Source organism: bacterium (genome assembly GCA_030697795.1).
Taxonomy (GTDB): domain Bacteria; phylum Patescibacteriota; class Minisyncoccia; order JACQLN01; family JACQLN01; genus JACQLN01.
The window spans coordinates 12,434-27,040 of sequence record JAUYOV010000016.1 but is presented as its reverse complement, the minus strand read 5'-3'; the positions used below and the strand labels follow the sequence as shown (position 1 = coordinate 27,040).

At 37.8% G+C, this 14,607-nt stretch carries 24 protein-coding genes, 2 tRNA genes and 1 pseudogene; 24 read left to right on the top strand and 3 right to left on the bottom strand.

The genetic code is table 11. From position 1 onward, the window contains the following. The first annotated feature begins 105 nt into the window (after positions 1 to 105). The 23 genes and pseudogenes from rplC (at position 106) to Q8Q95_04285 (ending at position 12,633) form a co-directional block, all read left to right on the top strand. A complete protein-coding gene (rplC, locus tag Q8Q95_04395) occupies positions 106 to 714 on the top strand; it encodes a 50S ribosomal protein L3 (protein ID MDP3764826.1) in 609 nt (202 codons plus the stop codon). A gap of 138 nt (positions 715 to 852) precedes the next feature. Continuing rightward, on the top strand, positions 853 to 1,470 hold the full coding sequence (rplD, locus tag Q8Q95_04390; protein MDP3764825.1) for a 50S ribosomal protein L4: 618 nt from the start codon (positions 853 to 855) through the stop codon (positions 1,468 to 1,470). A gap of 1 nt (position 1,471) precedes the next feature. Further along, the gene (gene rplW, locus Q8Q95_04385; GenBank protein ID MDP3764824.1) at positions 1,472 to 1,897 is read left to right on the top strand and encodes a 50S ribosomal protein L23; all 426 of its coding nucleotides are present in this window, start codon (positions 1,472 to 1,474) and stop codon (positions 1,895 to 1,897) included. A gap of 139 nt (positions 1,898 to 2,036) precedes the next feature. Further along, positions 2,037 to 2,864 (top strand): 50S ribosomal protein L2, encoded by an 828-nt coding sequence (gene rplB / locus Q8Q95_04380; GenBank protein ID MDP3764823.1) that lies wholly within the window; start codon positions 2,037 to 2,039, stop codon positions 2,862 to 2,864. A 5-nt stretch (positions 2,865 to 2,869) separates the two neighbouring features. After that, positions 2,870 to 3,217: a 30S ribosomal protein S19 gene (gene rpsS, locus Q8Q95_04375; GenBank protein ID MDP3764822.1), complete on the top strand. Its 348-nt coding sequence runs from the start codon at positions 2,870 to 2,872 to the stop codon at positions 3,215 to 3,217. Between the two features lie 23 nt (positions 3,218 to 3,240). Beyond that, positions 3,241 to 3,570 (top strand): annotated as a pseudogene (gene rplV, locus Q8Q95_04370) (50S ribosomal protein L22). A 313-nt stretch (positions 3,571 to 3,883) separates the two neighbouring features. After that, positions 3,884 to 4,564: a 30S ribosomal protein S3 gene (gene rpsC / locus Q8Q95_04365; protein MDP3764821.1), complete on the top strand. Its 681-nt coding sequence runs from the start codon at positions 3,884 to 3,886 to the stop codon at positions 4,562 to 4,564. Between the two features lie 186 nt (positions 4,565 to 4,750). Then, entirely contained in the window at positions 4,751 to 5,155 is a 405-nt protein-coding gene (rplP, locus tag Q8Q95_04360; GenBank protein ID MDP3764820.1) for a 50S ribosomal protein L16, read from the top strand. A 4-nt stretch (positions 5,156 to 5,159) separates the two neighbouring features. Continuing rightward, complete coding sequence (gene rpmC / locus Q8Q95_04355) at positions 5,160 to 5,351, top strand: 50S ribosomal protein L29 (GenBank protein ID MDP3764819.1); 192 nt, start codon at positions 5,160 to 5,162, stop codon at positions 5,349 to 5,351. Then, on the top strand, positions 5,344 to 5,613 hold the full coding sequence (gene rpsQ / locus Q8Q95_04350) for a 30S ribosomal protein S17 (GenBank protein ID MDP3764818.1): 270 nt from the start codon (positions 5,344 to 5,346) through the stop codon (positions 5,611 to 5,613). Before rpmC ends, rpsQ begins: the two co-directional genes overlap by 8 nt. A 5-nt stretch (positions 5,614 to 5,618) precedes the next feature. Next, on the top strand, positions 5,619 to 5,984 hold the full coding sequence (gene rplN / locus Q8Q95_04345; protein MDP3764817.1) for a 50S ribosomal protein L14: 366 nt from the start codon (positions 5,619 to 5,621) through the stop codon (positions 5,982 to 5,984). Positions 5,985 to 6,093: 109 nt separating this feature from the next. Further along, on the top strand, positions 6,094 to 6,399 hold the full coding sequence (gene rplX / locus Q8Q95_04340) for a 50S ribosomal protein L24 (GenBank protein MDP3764816.1): 306 nt from the start codon (positions 6,094 to 6,096) through the stop codon (positions 6,397 to 6,399). A 230-nt stretch (positions 6,400 to 6,629) separates the two neighbouring features. Beyond that, positions 6,630 to 7,184, top strand: a complete 555-nt coding sequence (rplE, locus tag Q8Q95_04335) for a 50S ribosomal protein L5 (protein ID MDP3764815.1) — start codon at positions 6,630 to 6,632, stop codon at positions 7,182 to 7,184. 4 nt (positions 7,185 to 7,188) lie between these two features. Next, a complete protein-coding gene (locus Q8Q95_04330; GenBank protein ID MDP3764814.1) occupies positions 7,189 to 7,374 on the top strand; it encodes a type Z 30S ribosomal protein S14 in 186 nt (61 codons plus the stop codon). Next, positions 7,368 to 7,757, top strand: a complete 390-nt coding sequence (gene rpsH, locus Q8Q95_04325; protein ID MDP3764813.1) for a 30S ribosomal protein S8 — start codon at positions 7,368 to 7,370, stop codon at positions 7,755 to 7,757. The genes Q8Q95_04330 and rpsH overlap by 7 nt, the downstream gene beginning before the upstream one ends. A gap of 8 nt (positions 7,758 to 7,765) precedes the next feature. Beyond that, the gene (gene rplF / locus Q8Q95_04320) at positions 7,766 to 8,299 is read left to right on the top strand and encodes a 50S ribosomal protein L6 (protein ID MDP3764812.1); all 534 of its coding nucleotides are present in this window, start codon (positions 7,766 to 7,768) and stop codon (positions 8,297 to 8,299) included. Between the two features lie 11 nt (positions 8,300 to 8,310). Continuing rightward, the gene (gene rplR / locus Q8Q95_04315) at positions 8,311 to 8,673 is read left to right on the top strand and encodes a 50S ribosomal protein L18 (GenBank protein ID MDP3764811.1); all 363 of its coding nucleotides are present in this window, start codon (positions 8,311 to 8,313) and stop codon (positions 8,671 to 8,673) included. Positions 8,674 to 8,675: 2 nt separating this feature from the next. Continuing rightward, positions 8,676 to 9,245 (top strand): 30S ribosomal protein S5, encoded by a 570-nt coding sequence (locus Q8Q95_04310; protein ID MDP3764810.1) that lies wholly within the window; start codon positions 8,676 to 8,678, stop codon positions 9,243 to 9,245. Between the two features lie 5 nt (positions 9,246 to 9,250). Next, complete coding sequence (locus Q8Q95_04305) at positions 9,251 to 9,694, top strand: uL15 family ribosomal protein (GenBank protein ID MDP3764809.1); 444 nt, start codon at positions 9,251 to 9,253, stop codon at positions 9,692 to 9,694. Positions 9,695 to 9,763: 69 nt separating this feature from the next. Further along, positions 9,764 to 11,032 carry a preprotein translocase subunit SecY gene (gene secY / locus Q8Q95_04300; GenBank protein MDP3764808.1) on the top strand — a complete coding sequence of 423 codons (1,269 nt, stop codon included), beginning with the start codon at positions 9,764 to 9,766 and terminating at the stop codon, positions 11,030 to 11,032. A gap of 516 nt (positions 11,033 to 11,548) precedes the next feature. Next, entirely contained in the window at positions 11,549 to 11,959 is a 411-nt protein-coding gene (locus Q8Q95_04295) for a septum formation initiator family protein (GenBank protein MDP3764807.1), read from the top strand. A 1-nt stretch (position 11,960) separates the two neighbouring features. Then, positions 11,961 to 12,530, top strand: a complete 570-nt coding sequence (locus Q8Q95_04290) for a SurA N-terminal domain-containing protein (protein ID MDP3764806.1) — start codon at positions 11,961 to 11,963, stop codon at positions 12,528 to 12,530. A 32-nt stretch (positions 12,531 to 12,562) separates the two neighbouring features. After that, positions 12,563 to 12,633: transfer RNA gene (locus Q8Q95_04285), tRNA-Gly, on the top strand. A gap of 53 nt (positions 12,634 to 12,686) precedes the next feature. Here the strand turns inward: Q8Q95_04285 and Q8Q95_04280 are convergent. The 3 genes from Q8Q95_04280 to Q8Q95_04270 all read right to left on the bottom strand — a co-directional run bounded on the left by Q8Q95_04280 (position 12,687) and on the right by Q8Q95_04270 (position 14,481). After that, positions 12,687 to 13,025, bottom strand: a complete 339-nt coding sequence (locus Q8Q95_04280) for a hypothetical protein (GenBank protein ID MDP3764805.1) — start codon at positions 13,023 to 13,025, stop codon at positions 12,687 to 12,689. A 412-nt stretch (positions 13,026 to 13,437) separates the two neighbouring features. Continuing rightward, positions 13,438 to 13,719 (bottom strand): type II toxin-antitoxin system PemK/MazF family toxin, encoded by a 282-nt coding sequence (locus Q8Q95_04275; GenBank protein ID MDP3764804.1) that lies wholly within the window; start codon positions 13,717 to 13,719, stop codon positions 13,438 to 13,440. A 132-nt stretch (positions 13,720 to 13,851) separates the two neighbouring features. Continuing rightward, entirely contained in the window at positions 13,852 to 14,481 is a 630-nt protein-coding gene (locus tag Q8Q95_04270) for a VTT domain-containing protein (protein ID MDP3764803.1), read from the bottom strand. Positions 14,482 to 14,531: 50 nt separating this feature from the next. On the opposite strand from Q8Q95_04270, the gene Q8Q95_04265 reads away from it, so the two are divergent. Further along, positions 14,532 to 14,604 (top strand) — tRNA-Thr (locus tag Q8Q95_04265). The last annotated feature ends 3 nt before the right edge of the window (positions 14,605 to 14,607 follow it).

Here is a 14,607-nt window from a genome sequence, read left to right as displayed (position 1 = left end):
ATGAGTTTGGAGTAGTGTGTGACTTTTGTGCTTAGCAGCGATGGCCTCGCCTCTAAAGGGCGGGGTCATATTTTGTAGCTCCGACGAGACGTCGGAGACAAAAATATGAAATATATAATAGGAGAGAAAATTGGCTCAACACAGATATTAAACAACAAGGGTGAAATAACCCCTGTGACTTTGGTTAACGCTGAAGACGCTGTTGTTTTACAAATCAAGACTCAAGAAAAAGATGGTTATACAGCCGTACAAGTTGGTTCTATTTCTAAAAAAGAAAAGAATGTAAATAAATCTATGATGGGACACTTTAAAGGTTTGGGTAGCTTTAGAGTCGTTAAGGAATTTAGAATTGCAGATACTTCTGGATATAATGTAGGCGACAGAATAGCTGTTTCTAATTTTATTGTAGGGGACTATGTAAAGGTAAGTGGTAAAACTATTGGCCGAGGTTTTCAGGGCGGAGTTAGAAGACACGGTTTTAAAGGTGGTCCGGCTTCGCATGGTCACCGCGATGTTTTACGTAAACCAGGTTCTATTGGCGGACGTTTTCCTCAGAGAGTTTTAAAAGGCAAAAGAATGGCAGGACGCATGGGTCAAAATAGAATCACAACAAAAAATATTGAAGTTGTTAAAGTTGACGCCGAAAGAAAAATTATTGCTTTAAAGGGCGCTTTGCCGGGTAAGAATGGAACAGTAGTGGAGATAAGGACATAAATGACAAATTTCTAATTTCTAATCAAACCTTAATGTCTAATGACAAATAGTTAAAAATATTTTTGACATTAGGTATTTGAGCATTAGAAATTGGTTAGATATTAGTAATTAGATATTGGACATTGTTTATATAAAATTATGGAAACCAAATTATACAATCAGGAAGGAATGGAAACTGGGAACGTTGATATATCCGAGCGAGTTTTTGGTTTGCCACAAAATTTAGATTTAATCCATCAAGTTAGAGTGGGCATGTTAGCTAATCGAAGAAAACCAGTAGCTCACAGCAAAACCAGGGCCGAAGTTAGTGGTACAGGTAAAAAACCTTGGCGACAAAAAGGAACTGGTCGCGCTAGACACGGTTCTAGAAGATCGCCTATTTGGGTAGGGGGTGGGGTGGCGCATGGGCCAAGAAACGATAAAAATTATACTAAAAAAATAAACGCCCAAATGTTGAAGAAGGCTCTGAATACTTTGTTAAGTTCGAAGTTTAAGAGTGGTCAAATAAAAGTTGTAGAAGATTTTTCTTTAAACGATGCCAAAACAAAATCATTTAAAGAATTGTCGAATAAAATCGCAGGCGGTGATGCCAGAAGCCTGCTTTTTGTTTTACCTTCAAGAGACGAGAATATTTTGAAAGCTAGCCGAAATTTGGAGGTTTCGGTTAACAGCGTTTTGGGCTTAAGCTTTTTGGATGTGCTTAAGGCTAAGAAGATAGTTTTTACTAAAACAGCTGTTGAAGCTTTAAATAAATAACATGTCATTATTTGGATCAAATAAAAAAGAAAGCAAAGCATCTATTGTTACCACCCCGACGCCAAAGAGTCGGGGTTCCGACCCGCTTCGCCAAAGCTACAGCGAGGCGAGCCGAAGCGTCGGAAAAGAAAAAGGTGTTAATAATGTTATGACTTTAAAGGTTTTAAAAAGACCAATAATTTCTGAAAAAGCTTTAGGTTTGGAATCTCACGGAAAATATGTTTTTATGGTTGAATCTTTTGCTACCAAACCAGAAGTTAAAAAAGAAGTAGAAAAGAAATATGGCATTAAGGTTGAAAAGGTAAATATGATGGTTTACAAACCAGAACGAGTTTTGTTTAGAGGTAAAGTTGGCGAACGAACAGGATTTAAAAAGGCGATGGTTAAATTGGTGGCTGGGCATAAAATAGAAGTCCTACCTAAATAATAATTAAATCCGAAGCACGAAGCACTAAATCCGAAACAAATTCCAATGATTAAAATCACAAATCCCAAACAGTTTATAATTTATTATTTAGAGTTTAGTTATTGTTTAGGATTTCGATATTCGAATTTCGTATTTTATCATGAGATTTTATAGACCTACATCCCCTGCAGTCAGACAAATGAGCGGTATTGAATACCGTAAGTTTATTACGGAAAAAAACCCAGAAAAAGCTCTGACCATTAAATTAAAGGCTAAAGCCGGTAGAAACAATAAAGGCAGGATCACTGTGAGGCATCAGGGTTCTGGAGCTAAGAGAAGTTATCGTATTATTGATTTTAAACAATCTATTTTGGGCCAGTCCGCTAAAGTTGAAACTATAGAATACGATCCGTATCGCAACGCTTTTATTGCTAAAGTTCTTTCCACCAACGGAGCTAGAAGTTACGTTATTGCGCCACAAGGACTTAACGTGGGCGATATTGTAAAAACTTCTAACGACATTGCTGATATAAAAATTGGCAATCGTTTGGCCTTAAAAGATTTTCCTTTAGGCTCTTTTGTTTATAATGTTGAACTAAAACCAGGCCAAGGTGGAAAGTTGGCCAGATCCGCAGGTACCGCCGTTAAGGTTATGGCCAAAGAAGGAAATTATATAAGTTTGCAATTGCCTTCGGGTGAAGTCAGAAAAGTTTTAGATATGTGCTTAGCTTCTTTAGGTTCTGTTTCTAACCCAGAAAGCAAAATGGTTGTTATTGGTAAAGCTGGCCGAGCGCGTCATATGGGTACAAGGCCAACAGTTAGAGGTTCGGCTATGAACCCGGTGGATCACCCTTATGGTGGCGGTGAAGGTAAACAGATGAGAGGTTTAAGAAGACCTAAGAATGCTTGGGGTAAGGGTACGCGCGGAGTCAAAACTAGACGCAGAAAGGCGAGATCAAATGTTTTTATAATTGAAAGACGCAAATAACTATCATGAGCAGAAGTTTAAGAAAGGGTCCATATTTGGACGAAAACTTAATGAAGAAGTTAAAGACCATAAAGCCTGGTGGCAAAGAGGTTATTAAGACATGGGCGAGAGCCTCAACCATAACGCCTGAAATGGTGGGCTACATTATAGGTGTTCATAATGGTAAGGTGCATATCCCTGTTTCAATTGGGGAAGAAATGGTTGGGCATAAATTAGGAGAGTTTTCCTTAACCAGAAAATTCGTAAGACATGGCGGTAAAATGCAACGCGAACTAGAAGCTACTCAAAAAGCGGCCGATACTGCTAAAGCTCAAGCTACGAAATCTGTCGAAACGCCAGCTGGTAAAAAGTAATTGGTAATTAAGTAATTAAGAAAATGAAGGTCATCGCCAAATTAAATTATCTGCATATAAGCCCAAGAAAAGTTAGGGCGGTGGTTGACGTTGTTAAAAAAATGAATCCGGCAGACGCTATGTCTCAACTTAAATTTATCCCAAATATTGCGGCTCAACCTTTAACTAAATTAATTAAATCGGCCATAGCCAATGCTGAAAATAATTTTTCTTTAGATGTGGCTGGCCTTAAAATTTCAGAATTTAAAGTAGATGGTGGTCCAGTATTTAAAAGATTTAGGCCAGCTTCTAAAGGTAGAGCTGCTCCATTAAAAAGAAGAACATCGCATGTAACTTTAGTTTTGGAAGGTCAAAGAATTAAAACAGATGGGGTTAAAAAAGAAACAGATGAGCACGAAGGTTATTCACATTCTTCCGAAAAAATATCAAATACAAAAACATCGGAAATTAGCAAGAAGAGAGATTTAGGTGCAAGAAAAGGTTCTAAGCAAAAAGGTTCGAGTTTTGTTAAAAGAATGTTTCAGCGTAAGGCAATTTAAAAAATTAATGTAGTCCTCCTTCGCTAAAGCTACGGAAGGACATCCTTCGCCAAAAGTACAGGCGATTGATTCCTTCAACAAGAGATGGCTTGCCATCCGTAGCTACGAGCGAAGCGAGGAGCGAAGGATGGGACATAAAATAAATCCAGTTGCCTTTAGACTAGGCATACAAAAAGATTGGAGCTCGAGGTGGTATAGCGAAAAAAATCGCATAATCTTTTTGCGTGAAGATTTTTCTATACGAGAATTTCTAAAAGAGAAATTGATTAAAGCTTCGGTGGATGGTGTTGATATTGTTAGATCGGGCAACTCTATTTCTATAAGTATAAGATCAGCTCGCCCGGGTATGATTATTGGCCGAGGTGGCAAGGGTTTAGACGAATTACAGCAGGGTATAAAAAAAGTTCTTGGGAAAATACACGCCGAGAGAAAAACAAAATTTAATTCCACCATAAAGCTAGAAATAGAAGAAATTAAAAAACCAGAATTATTTGCCAGATTAGTTGGAAAAAATATTACTGAACAGTTAGAAAAAAGAATTCCCTTTAGGCGTGCTATGAAGATGATGGCAGAGAAGGTTATGGCCGAACCCGGTATTAAAGGTATTAAAATTTTGGCCAAAGGCAGACTGGGTGGCGCCGAGATTGCCAGAAGAGAACAGTTGACAAGAGGTAAGATTCCGTTGCAAAATCTTAGAGCCGACATAGATTACGCCCACGAAGAAGCACATACAACCTATGGTGTTATTGGGGTTAAGGTTTGGCTGTATAAAGGCGATAAGTTTTCCGACAATATCCAAGAACGGTAGTGATGGCTATATTGTCGAGAACCCCGCCCTTTAAGCCAAAATATTGAGAAATAGACATGAAATCAAATTTAATAAAAATCAATTTAGTTAACTCAAGGATAACTAGTCTAAAGGGCGGGGTGCTCTCTTTTGTAGCTAAATTTTATTCGCTACAGATGAGCTCTAAAATTTAGACAAAATAGGCATATGTTACTACCTAAAAGAGTAAAACACAGGAAATGGCATAGGGGCCGCAGTCGCGGTGTAGCTTCACGCGGAAACAAACTAGATTTTGGTAGTTTTGGCTTAAAATCGCTCGAAACATGTTGGTTAACTTCAAGACAAATTGAAGCCGCTAGACGCGCTATGACGCATCATATGCAAAGAGGTGGTAAGGTCTGGATTAGGGTTTTTCCGTCTAAACCAGTTACAAAGAAAGGCGCAGAAGTAGGTATGGGCGGAGGCAAAGGCGCGGTGGATCATTTTGTTTTTCCGTTAAAGCCGGGTCATGTAATTTTCGAAATAGATGGTTTAGCCAAAGATACAGCAGAGGAAGCCTTAAGATTAGCTGCGCACAAGTTACCGGTAATGACAAAAATAATTTCAAGATAAATTTATGTTGAAAGCCAAAGAGTTAAGACAAAGGAATATTGAAGAACTAACCAAGACCTTACACGAAGAAAGGGTTAGGTTAAGTGATCTTAATTTTAAATTAGTCGGCGCTCAACTTAAGAATGTTAGTGAATTTAGCAAGATAAAAAAGAATATTGCGGTTTTAGCTACAATAATAAACGAAAAAAATGCCTAAAAGAATTTTAACCGGAAAAATAGTAAGTAATAAAATGCAAAAAACCGTAGTGGTGGCGGTTACTTCTATTAAGGCGCATCCAAAATATAAAAAGAGATTTAAATCAACAAAAAAATATCAGGCTCATTACGAGGGTGAAGCCTTAAATATTGGAGACACCGTTATGATTGAAGAATCAAAGCCTATATCTAAAAATAAAAACTGGATTTTAAAGGATGTGGTCAGGAGTATTTCATCTAGTTCGGAAGAAAATATTAAATAAAAATAATGATACAGTTACGCACAATGTTAAATGTAGCCGATAACAGTGGAGCCAAATTGGTCCAGTGTATTAAGGTTTTGGGTGGGTCCGGCCGAAAGATTGCTCAAGTGGGCGATATTATTGTTGTGTCTATAAAAGAGGCTGAACCAAGAAAATCGGTACACAAGAAAGAGGTGGTTAGAGCGGTTATTGTTCGTCAAAGAAAAGAATTTAAAAGAAAAGACGGGACATATCTTAGGTTTAGCGATAACGCTGTTGTTTTAGTGGATAATAAAGAACCTAAGGGCGGAAGAATTTTTGGTCCAATACCAAGAGAGCTTAAGGAAAAAGGTTTTGATAGAATAATTTCTTTGGCGGAAGAGGTGGTATAAATATTTCCGCAAACATCACTCCTCGCAGACGACATGGAGTCCTCTCAATTGTAGTAATTGGTCATCTCCATGATGCTGCTCGGAATGATGTTTGCTTCAAATAATTGGCATGAAAATAAAAAAAGGAGATCAAGTAAAAATAGTGTCTGGTAAAGATAAAGGTAAATCTGGAAAAGTTACCAAAGTTTTCCCCGAAGACAATAAAGTTTTAGTGGAAGGTTTGAATTTGTTTAAAAAACATGCCAAATCTCGTCAGCAAGATAAAAAAGGTGAAATTATTTTAATTCCAAAACCAATTGCTGTTGCCAAGATTATGATTGTTTGCCCTTCTTGTAATAAGCCCACCAGAATTGGTTATTCGGTTACTGCTGGAGATAAAACAAGGATTTGCAAAAAATGTAAACAAACGTTATAAGTAAGGGCTTGGCCCAAGAGCGGAGCCCAGCTGAACCGGGCAAAGCGATTGGTGGCCAAACCTTACCCCGCCCTTTAAGCAAAATATAGAATAAGGAATCATGAAATCAAATTTAATAGAAAACAATTCAGTTAAATCACAAATAACCAACATAAAGGGCGGGGTGCTCTCTTTTGTAGCTAAATTTTATTCGCTACAAAGAAGCTTTAAAATTTAGACAAAACAGGCATATGACAGGTTTAAAAGATAAAATTCAAAAGGAAACCAAGGTTTTACAAGAAAGGCTAAAAACAGCCAATATTTGGGCTTTGCCCAGAATCACCAAGATTGTGGTTAATGTTGGCTTGGGCAGGGTTGTGGTAGCCAGTGCCAAACCCGAAGATATTATTAAAAGAGTTTCGGAAGAAATTTCGCGTATAACCGGACAAAAACCAGTGACCACAGAAGCAAAGAAAGCTATCGCTTCTTTTAAAACAAGACTTGGTATGCCTCTGGGCGTTAAAGTAACTCTGCATGGTTCTAAAATGTATGACTTTTTGGAAAAATTTGTAAGAACAGCTTTGCCCAGAACCAGAGATTTTAGAGGCCTAAAAGAAAGCTGTGTAGATAGTCATGGTAATTTTAACGTTGGAATTAAAGATCATACGGTTTTTCCTGAAACTTCGGCCGATGCGGCTCACTCGTTTGGTTTCCAATTTACAGTTAAGGTTTTGAATTCGAATAAGGCAAGAAGTTTAGAATTTTTTAAAGCATTAGGTTTTCCATTCGAAAAGAAAACGAAATAAAATTATGCCAAAAACATCCGTTATTGCTAGAGCCAAAAAGAAGCCTAAGTTTTCAACCCGACAGGTTAATAGGTGTTGGAAGTGCGGCCGTAAAAGAGCCTTTATGAGAGATTTTGGTTTGTGCAGGATTTGCTTTAGAGAGTTAGCGAACAAAGGCGAAATACCAGGAATTAAAAAATCATCATGGTAGACCCCATATCAGACATGTTAACAAGAATAAGGAACGCTGGAGCCGTTAATAAAGAAACGGTTAGTATGCCTTTTTCTAAAATGAAACAAGAAATAGCCAATGTTTTAAAAAAGGCTAGCTTGATTTTAGATTTTGAAAAGAAAGGCAGAAATATTTCTGGTAAGAAATTGGAATTAAAATTGAAATATATAGAATCGTATCCGGCTATAGCTAGCGCTAAAAGAATATCTAAACCAGGCCAAAGAATTTATATTAAACATAACGAAATTTTTCCAAAAAAGGATGGAACAATAAAAATAATTTCAACTTCCAAGGGTATTATGGTGGATGCCGAAGCCAGAAGAAGTAAATTGGGTGGGGAAGTTGTTTGTGAGATTTCATAGTTAAAATTATGAGCCGGATAGGTAAAAAAATAATAATTTTGCCAGAAAAAGTCTCTGTAGAAGAGAAGGATGGTTTTGTTTTGATTAAGGGTCCAAAAGGCGATTTGTCTTTTAGGTTGCCAAGAGGTATAGCCATATCTCTTAAAGAAAAGGAATTAACAATTACCGCTAAAAACGAAACTAATCCTTCGTGGGGTACTTCTAGATCTATAATAGATGGGATGGTTTACGGAGTTGTTAATGGTTATGAAAAAAAACTTGATATTGAAGGCGTGGGTTTTAAAGCCCAGCTTCAGGGCAATAAGTTGATATTAAATATTGGTTTTTCACATCCTGTTGAATTTGAATCTCCGGTTGGTGTTACATTAAGAGTTGAAAAAAATAGTATTTTTGTAAGCGGGTTTGATAAATTTTTAGTGGGACATGTTGCTGCTAAAATAAGAAATTTTAAAAAACCAGAACCATACAAGGGCAAGGGCATACGCTATTCTGGTGAAATAATTAGACGCAAAGCTGGTAAGAAAGCAAGCGCCGGAGCCTAAAGAATAAAGAAATGAAAAACGTAATAAGATTAAATAGAATTAAGCGCCACGTTAGGGTAAGGGCAAAAGTAAAAGGCACGAAGGAGTGCCCCAGACTTTCTGTTTTTAGATCTATAAACCATATTTACGCGCAGTTAATAGACGATGATAATTCAAAAACATTGGCTCAATTTAGCGACCTAGTTAAAAAAGGAATCAAAGCTAAAAACAAGACGGGTGGTATAACGAAAGCTAAGGATGTAGGAAAAACTTTGGGTGGCGAAATTATTAAAAAGGGTTTTACGAAAATAGTTTTTGATAGAGGCGGTTATAAATATCACGGCCGGGTACAAGCTTTGGCAGACGGGCTAAGAGAATCAGGAGTTAAATTTTAAATATGGAAACAAAACCAATAAATTCAAATAGTAATAGCAACAACAGACCAGCAGGCGGAGGCTTTGGTGGGCGGGGCCGTGGCCGCGGAGGTCCTGGTGGCAGACCGCCCTTTAATAAGGAAAAAAGAGACAAAGAGTTCGAAGAAAAAGTTTTAGAAATTGCTCGTGTAACTAGAGTCGTTAAAGGAGGCAAGCGCTTTAAATTTAGGGCGGCTGTTGTGATTGGCGATAGAAAGGGCAGAGTGGGTTTTGGTTTGGGCAAAGGCTCCGATGTGGCTCAATCTGTGGCCAAAGCTGTGCATCAAGCCAAAAAACATTTAATAAATATAGCTATTGTTAATGGCACGATTCCTTCGGCAATTAAGGTTAAATATAGTTCTGCTGTTGTTTATTTAAAACCAGCTCCGGCTGGCAGAGGCATAAACGCTGGTGGCGCAGTTAGAGTTGTTTCCGAACTATCCGGCTTAAAAGATATTATTGGCAAGATTCTTTCCCGTTCTGGCAATAAGATAAATAATACCAGAGCCACGCTAAAGGCTTTAGAGCTGATTACTGCTAAAGCCAAAAGATAAAAAATATGGATTTACATAATTTAAGCCCAAGAACAAAGGGTAAAAACGAAAAAAGAATTGGCCGTGGCGGTAAGCGCGGCACTACTTCGGGTCGTGGTACCAAGGGTCAAAAATCTCGAGCGGGGCATAGAATAAGGCCAGCCATTAGGGATGTAATGAGAAGGATTCCAAAATCTCGGGGCTATAGTTTTAAAAGTTTTAAAAAGAGTTTTATTCCAGTTGAACTTTCTATTTTGGATAAAAAATTTAATAATGGAGAAAAAGTTAATCCAAGAACTCTGCAAGATAAGGGCGTAATAGTTGTAGGCAAAGGAGTTTTGCCAAAGGTGAAAATTCTTGATGGTGGGCCTATTAGCAAAAAACTAATTTTAGAAAACTTAGCTGTTTCCGAAAAAGCCGCGGCTAAAATATTGGCAGTGGGTGGGGAAGTAAGAAAGCCAGCTAAATAAGCCAGCCAGCTTTCTAGCTTCTTAGCCTACTAGAAAGCTAAAAGCTAATATCCTAAAAAGCTATTGTGTATGAATAAATTTCTACAAATTTTTAAAATCTCAGATCTAAGAAAAAAGATATTTTTTATCTTGGGTATGTTGGTTGTTTTTAGATTAGCTTCGGCTATACCCATGCCCGGTATAGATAGAGTTAAACTAGCCGAACTTTTTTCTTCAAACCAGTTATTGGGTTTAGTTAGTTTGTTTACCGGAGGCACACTAGGTAATTTTTCAGTTATTCTTTTGGGTTTAGGGCCATATATTACCGCGTCTATTATAATGCAGCTTTTAACAATGATTTTCCCAAACTTAAGGGAAATGTATATGGAATCGGGTTCGGAAGGCCGGGCCAAGTTTAATCAATTTTCCAGATTGTTAACCATTCCTTTGGCTGCGCTTCAGTCGTTGGCCACCGTTTCTATATTTAGAAGCCAAGGCATAATAACCGATCTGCCATTTTTCAATTTAATTACATTAATAATTACGGTGACGGCAGGCACTATGTTTTTGGTTTGGATAGGAGAAATTATTACCGAAAAGGGTATTGGCAACGGCACCTCTCTTTTGATATTTGCGGGTATTGTGGCTGGTTTGCCTACCAGCGTGGGTCAAAGCTTGATCGCCTTTGATGCTAGCCAAATTTTCACATATTTAGTTTTTATGGCGGTGGCGGTTGTGGTTATCGCTGGAATTGTAATTATTTCCGAAGGCCAGCGCAATATTCCGGTGGCTTTTGCTAAAAGGGTGCGGGGACGAAGAACTTTTGGCGGTTTTTCTAGCCACATTCCCTTGCGCGTTAACCAAGCCGGCGTTATTCCCATAATTTTTGCCTTATCTATTTTGCTTTTTCCAGGTTTGATCGCGCAATTTTTATCTACCTCCAGTATTGCGTGGCTGGCTAATATTTCGAAAAGCATTGCCGCGTTTTTACAACAGCCTTTAACTTACGGAATTTTATATTTCTTTTTGGTTACGGTGTTTACATATTTTTATACCGCAGTGACGTTTGATCCTAAAGCTATTTCCGAGAATGTTCAAAAGCAGGGCGGGTTTATTCCGGGCATAAGACCAGGCGAACCCACCGCAACTTTTATTGGCCACGTGGTTAATCGTATAACCTTGGTGGGCGCTTTATTTTTGGGTTTGATAGCTATTTTACCTCTTATTGTCCAAAGAGCTTTTGGCATAACCACTTTAACTTTGGGCGGTACGGCCTTATTGATTGTAGTTTCGGTTGTTTTGGAAACAATGCGCCAGATAAATGCACAGTTAACGCTTAGAGAGTATGATAATTTTTAGCCTTGAGTTTTTGTGATACAAATTAACCATTAGTTATTTTGTGCACCGAGCTTACGATCGTAAGCTCGGTGCACTGCCGAGTTGCAATGATTTTTTATTTGCGTTAGAATAGGATCAAGCTTGCGGGGACTTCCAGACATCAAGAGGAAGCCGCCGTCAGGATGCGCCCATCACAGAGGGGAGTCTGTATGATGAGGTGTCCATTAAAAATGGAGATATGAGGGTGCGTGCCTAGAAGTTTAGGTAACGCACCCAAAAACTCCAAAGCTATATAAGTTCTTTCGTCTGCCTTAGGGCAGGCAAACCAAGCCGCCTAGAGCGGCAGAATATCTCGAGCTTAGGCTCGACGCTTGAGCCATTCCCGATCTGGTATCGGAATGGCTCATTTTTTTAATACACCAACAAAGGCAGTATAGTATAAAGAACCATAGAGATGGCTATTGTTATGGCGCCAATAAGCCAGAAGATTTTAATTAGTTTCTTGGATTTAAGCATATACGATATTATTATACTATCATGCCGCGCGAAGAATTTGCTATATTATTAAAAAAGAAATGGCTGGTTTGGCTGGGCTTGGGCGCAGTGTTTTTATTTTCTTTATTTTTAGCCGGGCGGGAATTTTATAGGTGGTACGGCATAAACAACGAATATAAAATAGTAAAAAACAAAACTGATTCTTACGAACAAGAATCCAAAAAACTTCAAACCGAAATAGACAGTCTTTCTAAACCAGAAGTGTTAGAAAAAGAAGCAAGGTCTAGGTTAAATTTAAAAAAGGAAGGCGAGTCGGTTTTGGTGGTGGTGGGCGAAGATAACTTTCCCGAAGAAAATTTTTTAAAGGCAGAAGTTGGTGATACCTTTAATAATCCGAATAGCATTTGGTTTAATCTTAAAAATTGGCTAAAATACTTTAATATAAAAAAATAACATGAAAAGTCACCACATTGGAGTTTTGATTTTGACCCTAGTTTTTTTGATGGGCGGTCTTTTAAGCTATACCTTGGTGCAAAATGGCTATTTTCCGGTGGTGGCGGTAGATGGAAATTTTATAAGCCAGCGCACGGTCAAAGAAAACGCCGATGTTTCGCGCAGATTATACAGCCAAGGCTTAGTTGGTTCTAGTAAGGAAATGGATGATCTTTTTAAAAAAAGTTCGGAAAAAGAACTTATGAAAAATTCTTTGGAGGGTCTTATAATAAATCAAATAGTAAAATCTTCGGCTAGCAATGATCAAATTAAAAAAGCCGAAAAAGAAGTTGAAGTTACTTTTGATTCTAAGGCCGAAGCTAATCTTTCTGGTGTTTTAAAAAATGTTTATAAATGGGATGCCGATAAATTTAAAGAAAGAATTTTAGAACCACAGGCTTTGTTGCAAGTGGTTTCACAAGAAAAAGGCGAGGACTTTGATAATTGGCTAAAATCGGCTAAGTTAGAAGCCAAGGTTAAGGTTTGGTTTTCGGCGTATAAGTGGGAGAATGGAGAGCTTAAGGCTAAGTAGTTTGTAATTAGTATTTAATAATTAGCTAGAATGCGGTTATAGTACAATGGTAGTATACGACCTTCCCAAGGTTGAGATACGGGTTCGATTCCCGTTACCCGCTCAATTTAAAAAACCGATCTATTGATCGGTTTTTGAATTTTTGTACATTGGAGTTTATTTTATTTCTGCTACACAATGTTCACTTATTTCCATGATCAGACCGTTTACTATAGGGAACTCGTAGACTTTTATTTTCTTCTTGTCTTCTGGTGGAAGCTTCCTTGATACAAATTGAAAAAATGTAAATAGGATTAACTGGTCGTCTTCATCATCGTCATAAGCTCCCAAATTATTTTTTTGCTCTATCTCAATATACTTTCTCTTGATGGCTTCATTTGCTTCTTTTCTGTTTTCTGCGATTACAATCAATTCTTCATGGCGGGGACCATTAGGTGCCCCCCTTTCTATTCCACAAAATGCCCTATGACGTTCCGTGTAAATGAACATTTTCATAGCTACTTCTCCTTTATGTAAAGAGCATGGTGGTTAAAGTTTGATTTAAACAGTGTAATGCAGTAATGAGATATTTGTCAAATGTGTGTGCATAGAACAGTTTGTTACCTAGATTTAACCTTGGTAATTAGTAAACTTAGATTTTAAAAATCCAGCAATTTTTTGCCCGAGACATAGAGTATCATGCAGGAAGATTTTGATAAGTGGAATGAAAGCTCGTATTAAGATTAAACCTTGATAGTAAAATAGTAACAATGTCCACTTTTAATGTGATCGCCTGAAAAGTGGACAAGTGATTATAGTAGCACACTGCCGTGTGTATTGACTTAAAGTAACCCCCGCGCTACACTAAGCATACAAATGCCTTCGGGCCGGCCCTCTTGCAAAAGAGGGACAAAAAAGAGAAAAGCCGTTAAAGCATGTCTTTGACGGCTTTTCGTATGTTCTCAAAAACCTCTTTATCAAGGGTTCCAATTTGTTTGTATAGACGCTTAGTATCAATTAAACGAACTTGTGAAATAATTGCTACTGCTTGGAGCCTATCAACAACTCCAGCCGACACATGGTAAATATTCTTTTTCGTTGAGGTTGTAAGAGGAACAACAAGACAAACTTGGCGGCTAAATCCTTTTAATATCAAAACGGGGCGTGAAAATCCTTCTCCTGTACCATCTTGTTCAAATCCTACATTTATTCCAAGTCGACACTATCGTATCTGCCGTTCACGATACAACGGCAGATAGTCGTCGCTTGAATGAGTTTCTTTTTTTATTTCATTCCACTTATCAAAATCTTTTTGCATAATGTAAATAATCTTGTCACATTTTTAGTGTTTTAGTTTAGACTTTATAAACCCGATAATTTTTTCTCGGTCGGATTTGTTTTTTAGAATATGAATCAACGAGGGTGAAACAGAAAGAAAAATAATCAGCGCGATTATAGGCAGAAGGTATTTATCTATGTTGGGAATGGCACTGCCTAAATAGTAACCCATACTGGTTAAACCTATAGCCCATAAAAATGCGCCAATTATGTTATAAAAAAGAAATGTGGAGTATTTCATTTTGCCAACTCCGGCGAGTATTGGTGCAAAAGTTCTAACCACAGGCATGAACCGCGCAAGTATTATGGCTTGACCACCGTGTTTTTTATAAAACTTTTCGGCTCGTTCTAAGTGATGGCGATGGAACAAAAAAGAATCTTCTTTGGTAAAGAGTTTATAGCCAACCTTATTGCCAAAGGCATAACCGAAGCTGTCGCCTAAAATAGCCGCCAAAAATGTTAACGGGGCTAGAATTTTGATATCTAAAAAATTTTGCGAAGCCAAAAATCCGGCCGTAAAAAGCAAGCTGTCGCCCGGTAAAAAAAAGCCAATAAAAAGACCAGATTCGGCAAAAACTATACCGAATAAGCCTAAATATCCAGCTGTTTTTATAAGACTGATCAAGTCAAACATATCCTTTTCATTCTAGCAGTAAAATGTTACTTTATGAAAGCAATTATATGGCCGACCTAGCTCAATTGGCAGAGCGACGGTATCGTAAACCGTAGGTTCCGGGTTCAATTCCCGGGGTCGGCTCAG

Coding starts and splice junctions, on each gene's coding strand:
- rplC (MDP3764826.1), top strand. CDS start 106: ATGAAATATATAATAGGAGAGAAAATTGGCTCAACACAGATATTAAAC.
- rplD (MDP3764825.1), top strand. CDS start 853: ATGGAAACCAAATTATACAATCAGGAAGGAATGGAAACTGGGAACGTT.
- rplW (MDP3764824.1), top strand. CDS start 1,472: ATGTCATTATTTGGATCAAATAAAAAAGAAAGCAAAGCATCTATTGTT.
- rplB (MDP3764823.1), top strand. CDS start 2,037: ATGAGATTTTATAGACCTACATCCCCTGCAGTCAGACAAATGAGCGGT.
- rpsS (MDP3764822.1), top strand. CDS start 2,870: ATGAGCAGAAGTTTAAGAAAGGGTCCATATTTGGACGAAAACTTAATG.
- rpsC (MDP3764821.1), top strand. CDS start 3,884: ATGGGACATAAAATAAATCCAGTTGCCTTTAGACTAGGCATACAAAAA.
- rplP (MDP3764820.1), top strand. CDS start 4,751: ATGTTACTACCTAAAAGAGTAAAACACAGGAAATGGCATAGGGGCCGC.
- rpmC (MDP3764819.1), top strand. CDS start 5,160: ATGTTGAAAGCCAAAGAGTTAAGACAAAGGAATATTGAAGAACTAACC.
- rpsQ (MDP3764818.1), top strand. CDS start 5,344: ATGCCTAAAAGAATTTTAACCGGAAAAATAGTAAGTAATAAAATGCAA.
- rplN (MDP3764817.1), top strand. CDS start 5,619: ATGATACAGTTACGCACAATGTTAAATGTAGCCGATAACAGTGGAGCC.
- rplX (MDP3764816.1), top strand. CDS start 6,094: ATGAAAATAAAAAAAGGAGATCAAGTAAAAATAGTGTCTGGTAAAGAT.
- rplE (MDP3764815.1), top strand. CDS start 6,630: ATGACAGGTTTAAAAGATAAAATTCAAAAGGAAACCAAGGTTTTACAA.
- Q8Q95_04330 (MDP3764814.1), top strand. CDS start 7,189: ATGCCAAAAACATCCGTTATTGCTAGAGCCAAAAAGAAGCCTAAGTTT.
- rpsH (MDP3764813.1), top strand. CDS start 7,368: ATGGTAGACCCCATATCAGACATGTTAACAAGAATAAGGAACGCTGGA.
- rplF (MDP3764812.1), top strand. CDS start 7,766: ATGAGCCGGATAGGTAAAAAAATAATAATTTTGCCAGAAAAAGTCTCT.
- rplR (MDP3764811.1), top strand. CDS start 8,311: ATGAAAAACGTAATAAGATTAAATAGAATTAAGCGCCACGTTAGGGTA.
- Q8Q95_04310 (MDP3764810.1), top strand. CDS start 8,676: ATGGAAACAAAACCAATAAATTCAAATAGTAATAGCAACAACAGACCA.
- Q8Q95_04305 (MDP3764809.1), top strand. CDS start 9,251: ATGGATTTACATAATTTAAGCCCAAGAACAAAGGGTAAAAACGAAAAA.
- secY (MDP3764808.1), top strand. CDS start 9,764: ATGAATAAATTTCTACAAATTTTTAAAATCTCAGATCTAAGAAAAAAG.
- Q8Q95_04295 (MDP3764807.1), top strand. CDS start 11,549: ATGCCGCGCGAAGAATTTGCTATATTATTAAAAAAGAAATGGCTGGTT.
- Q8Q95_04290 (MDP3764806.1), top strand. CDS start 11,961: ATGAAAAGTCACCACATTGGAGTTTTGATTTTGACCCTAGTTTTTTTG.
- Q8Q95_04280 (MDP3764805.1), bottom strand. CDS start 13,025: ATGAAAATGTTCATTTACACGGAACGTCATAGGGCATTTTGTGGAATA.
- Q8Q95_04270 (MDP3764803.1), bottom strand. CDS start 14,481: ATGTTTGACTTGATCAGTCTTATAAAAACAGCTGGATATTTAGGCTTA.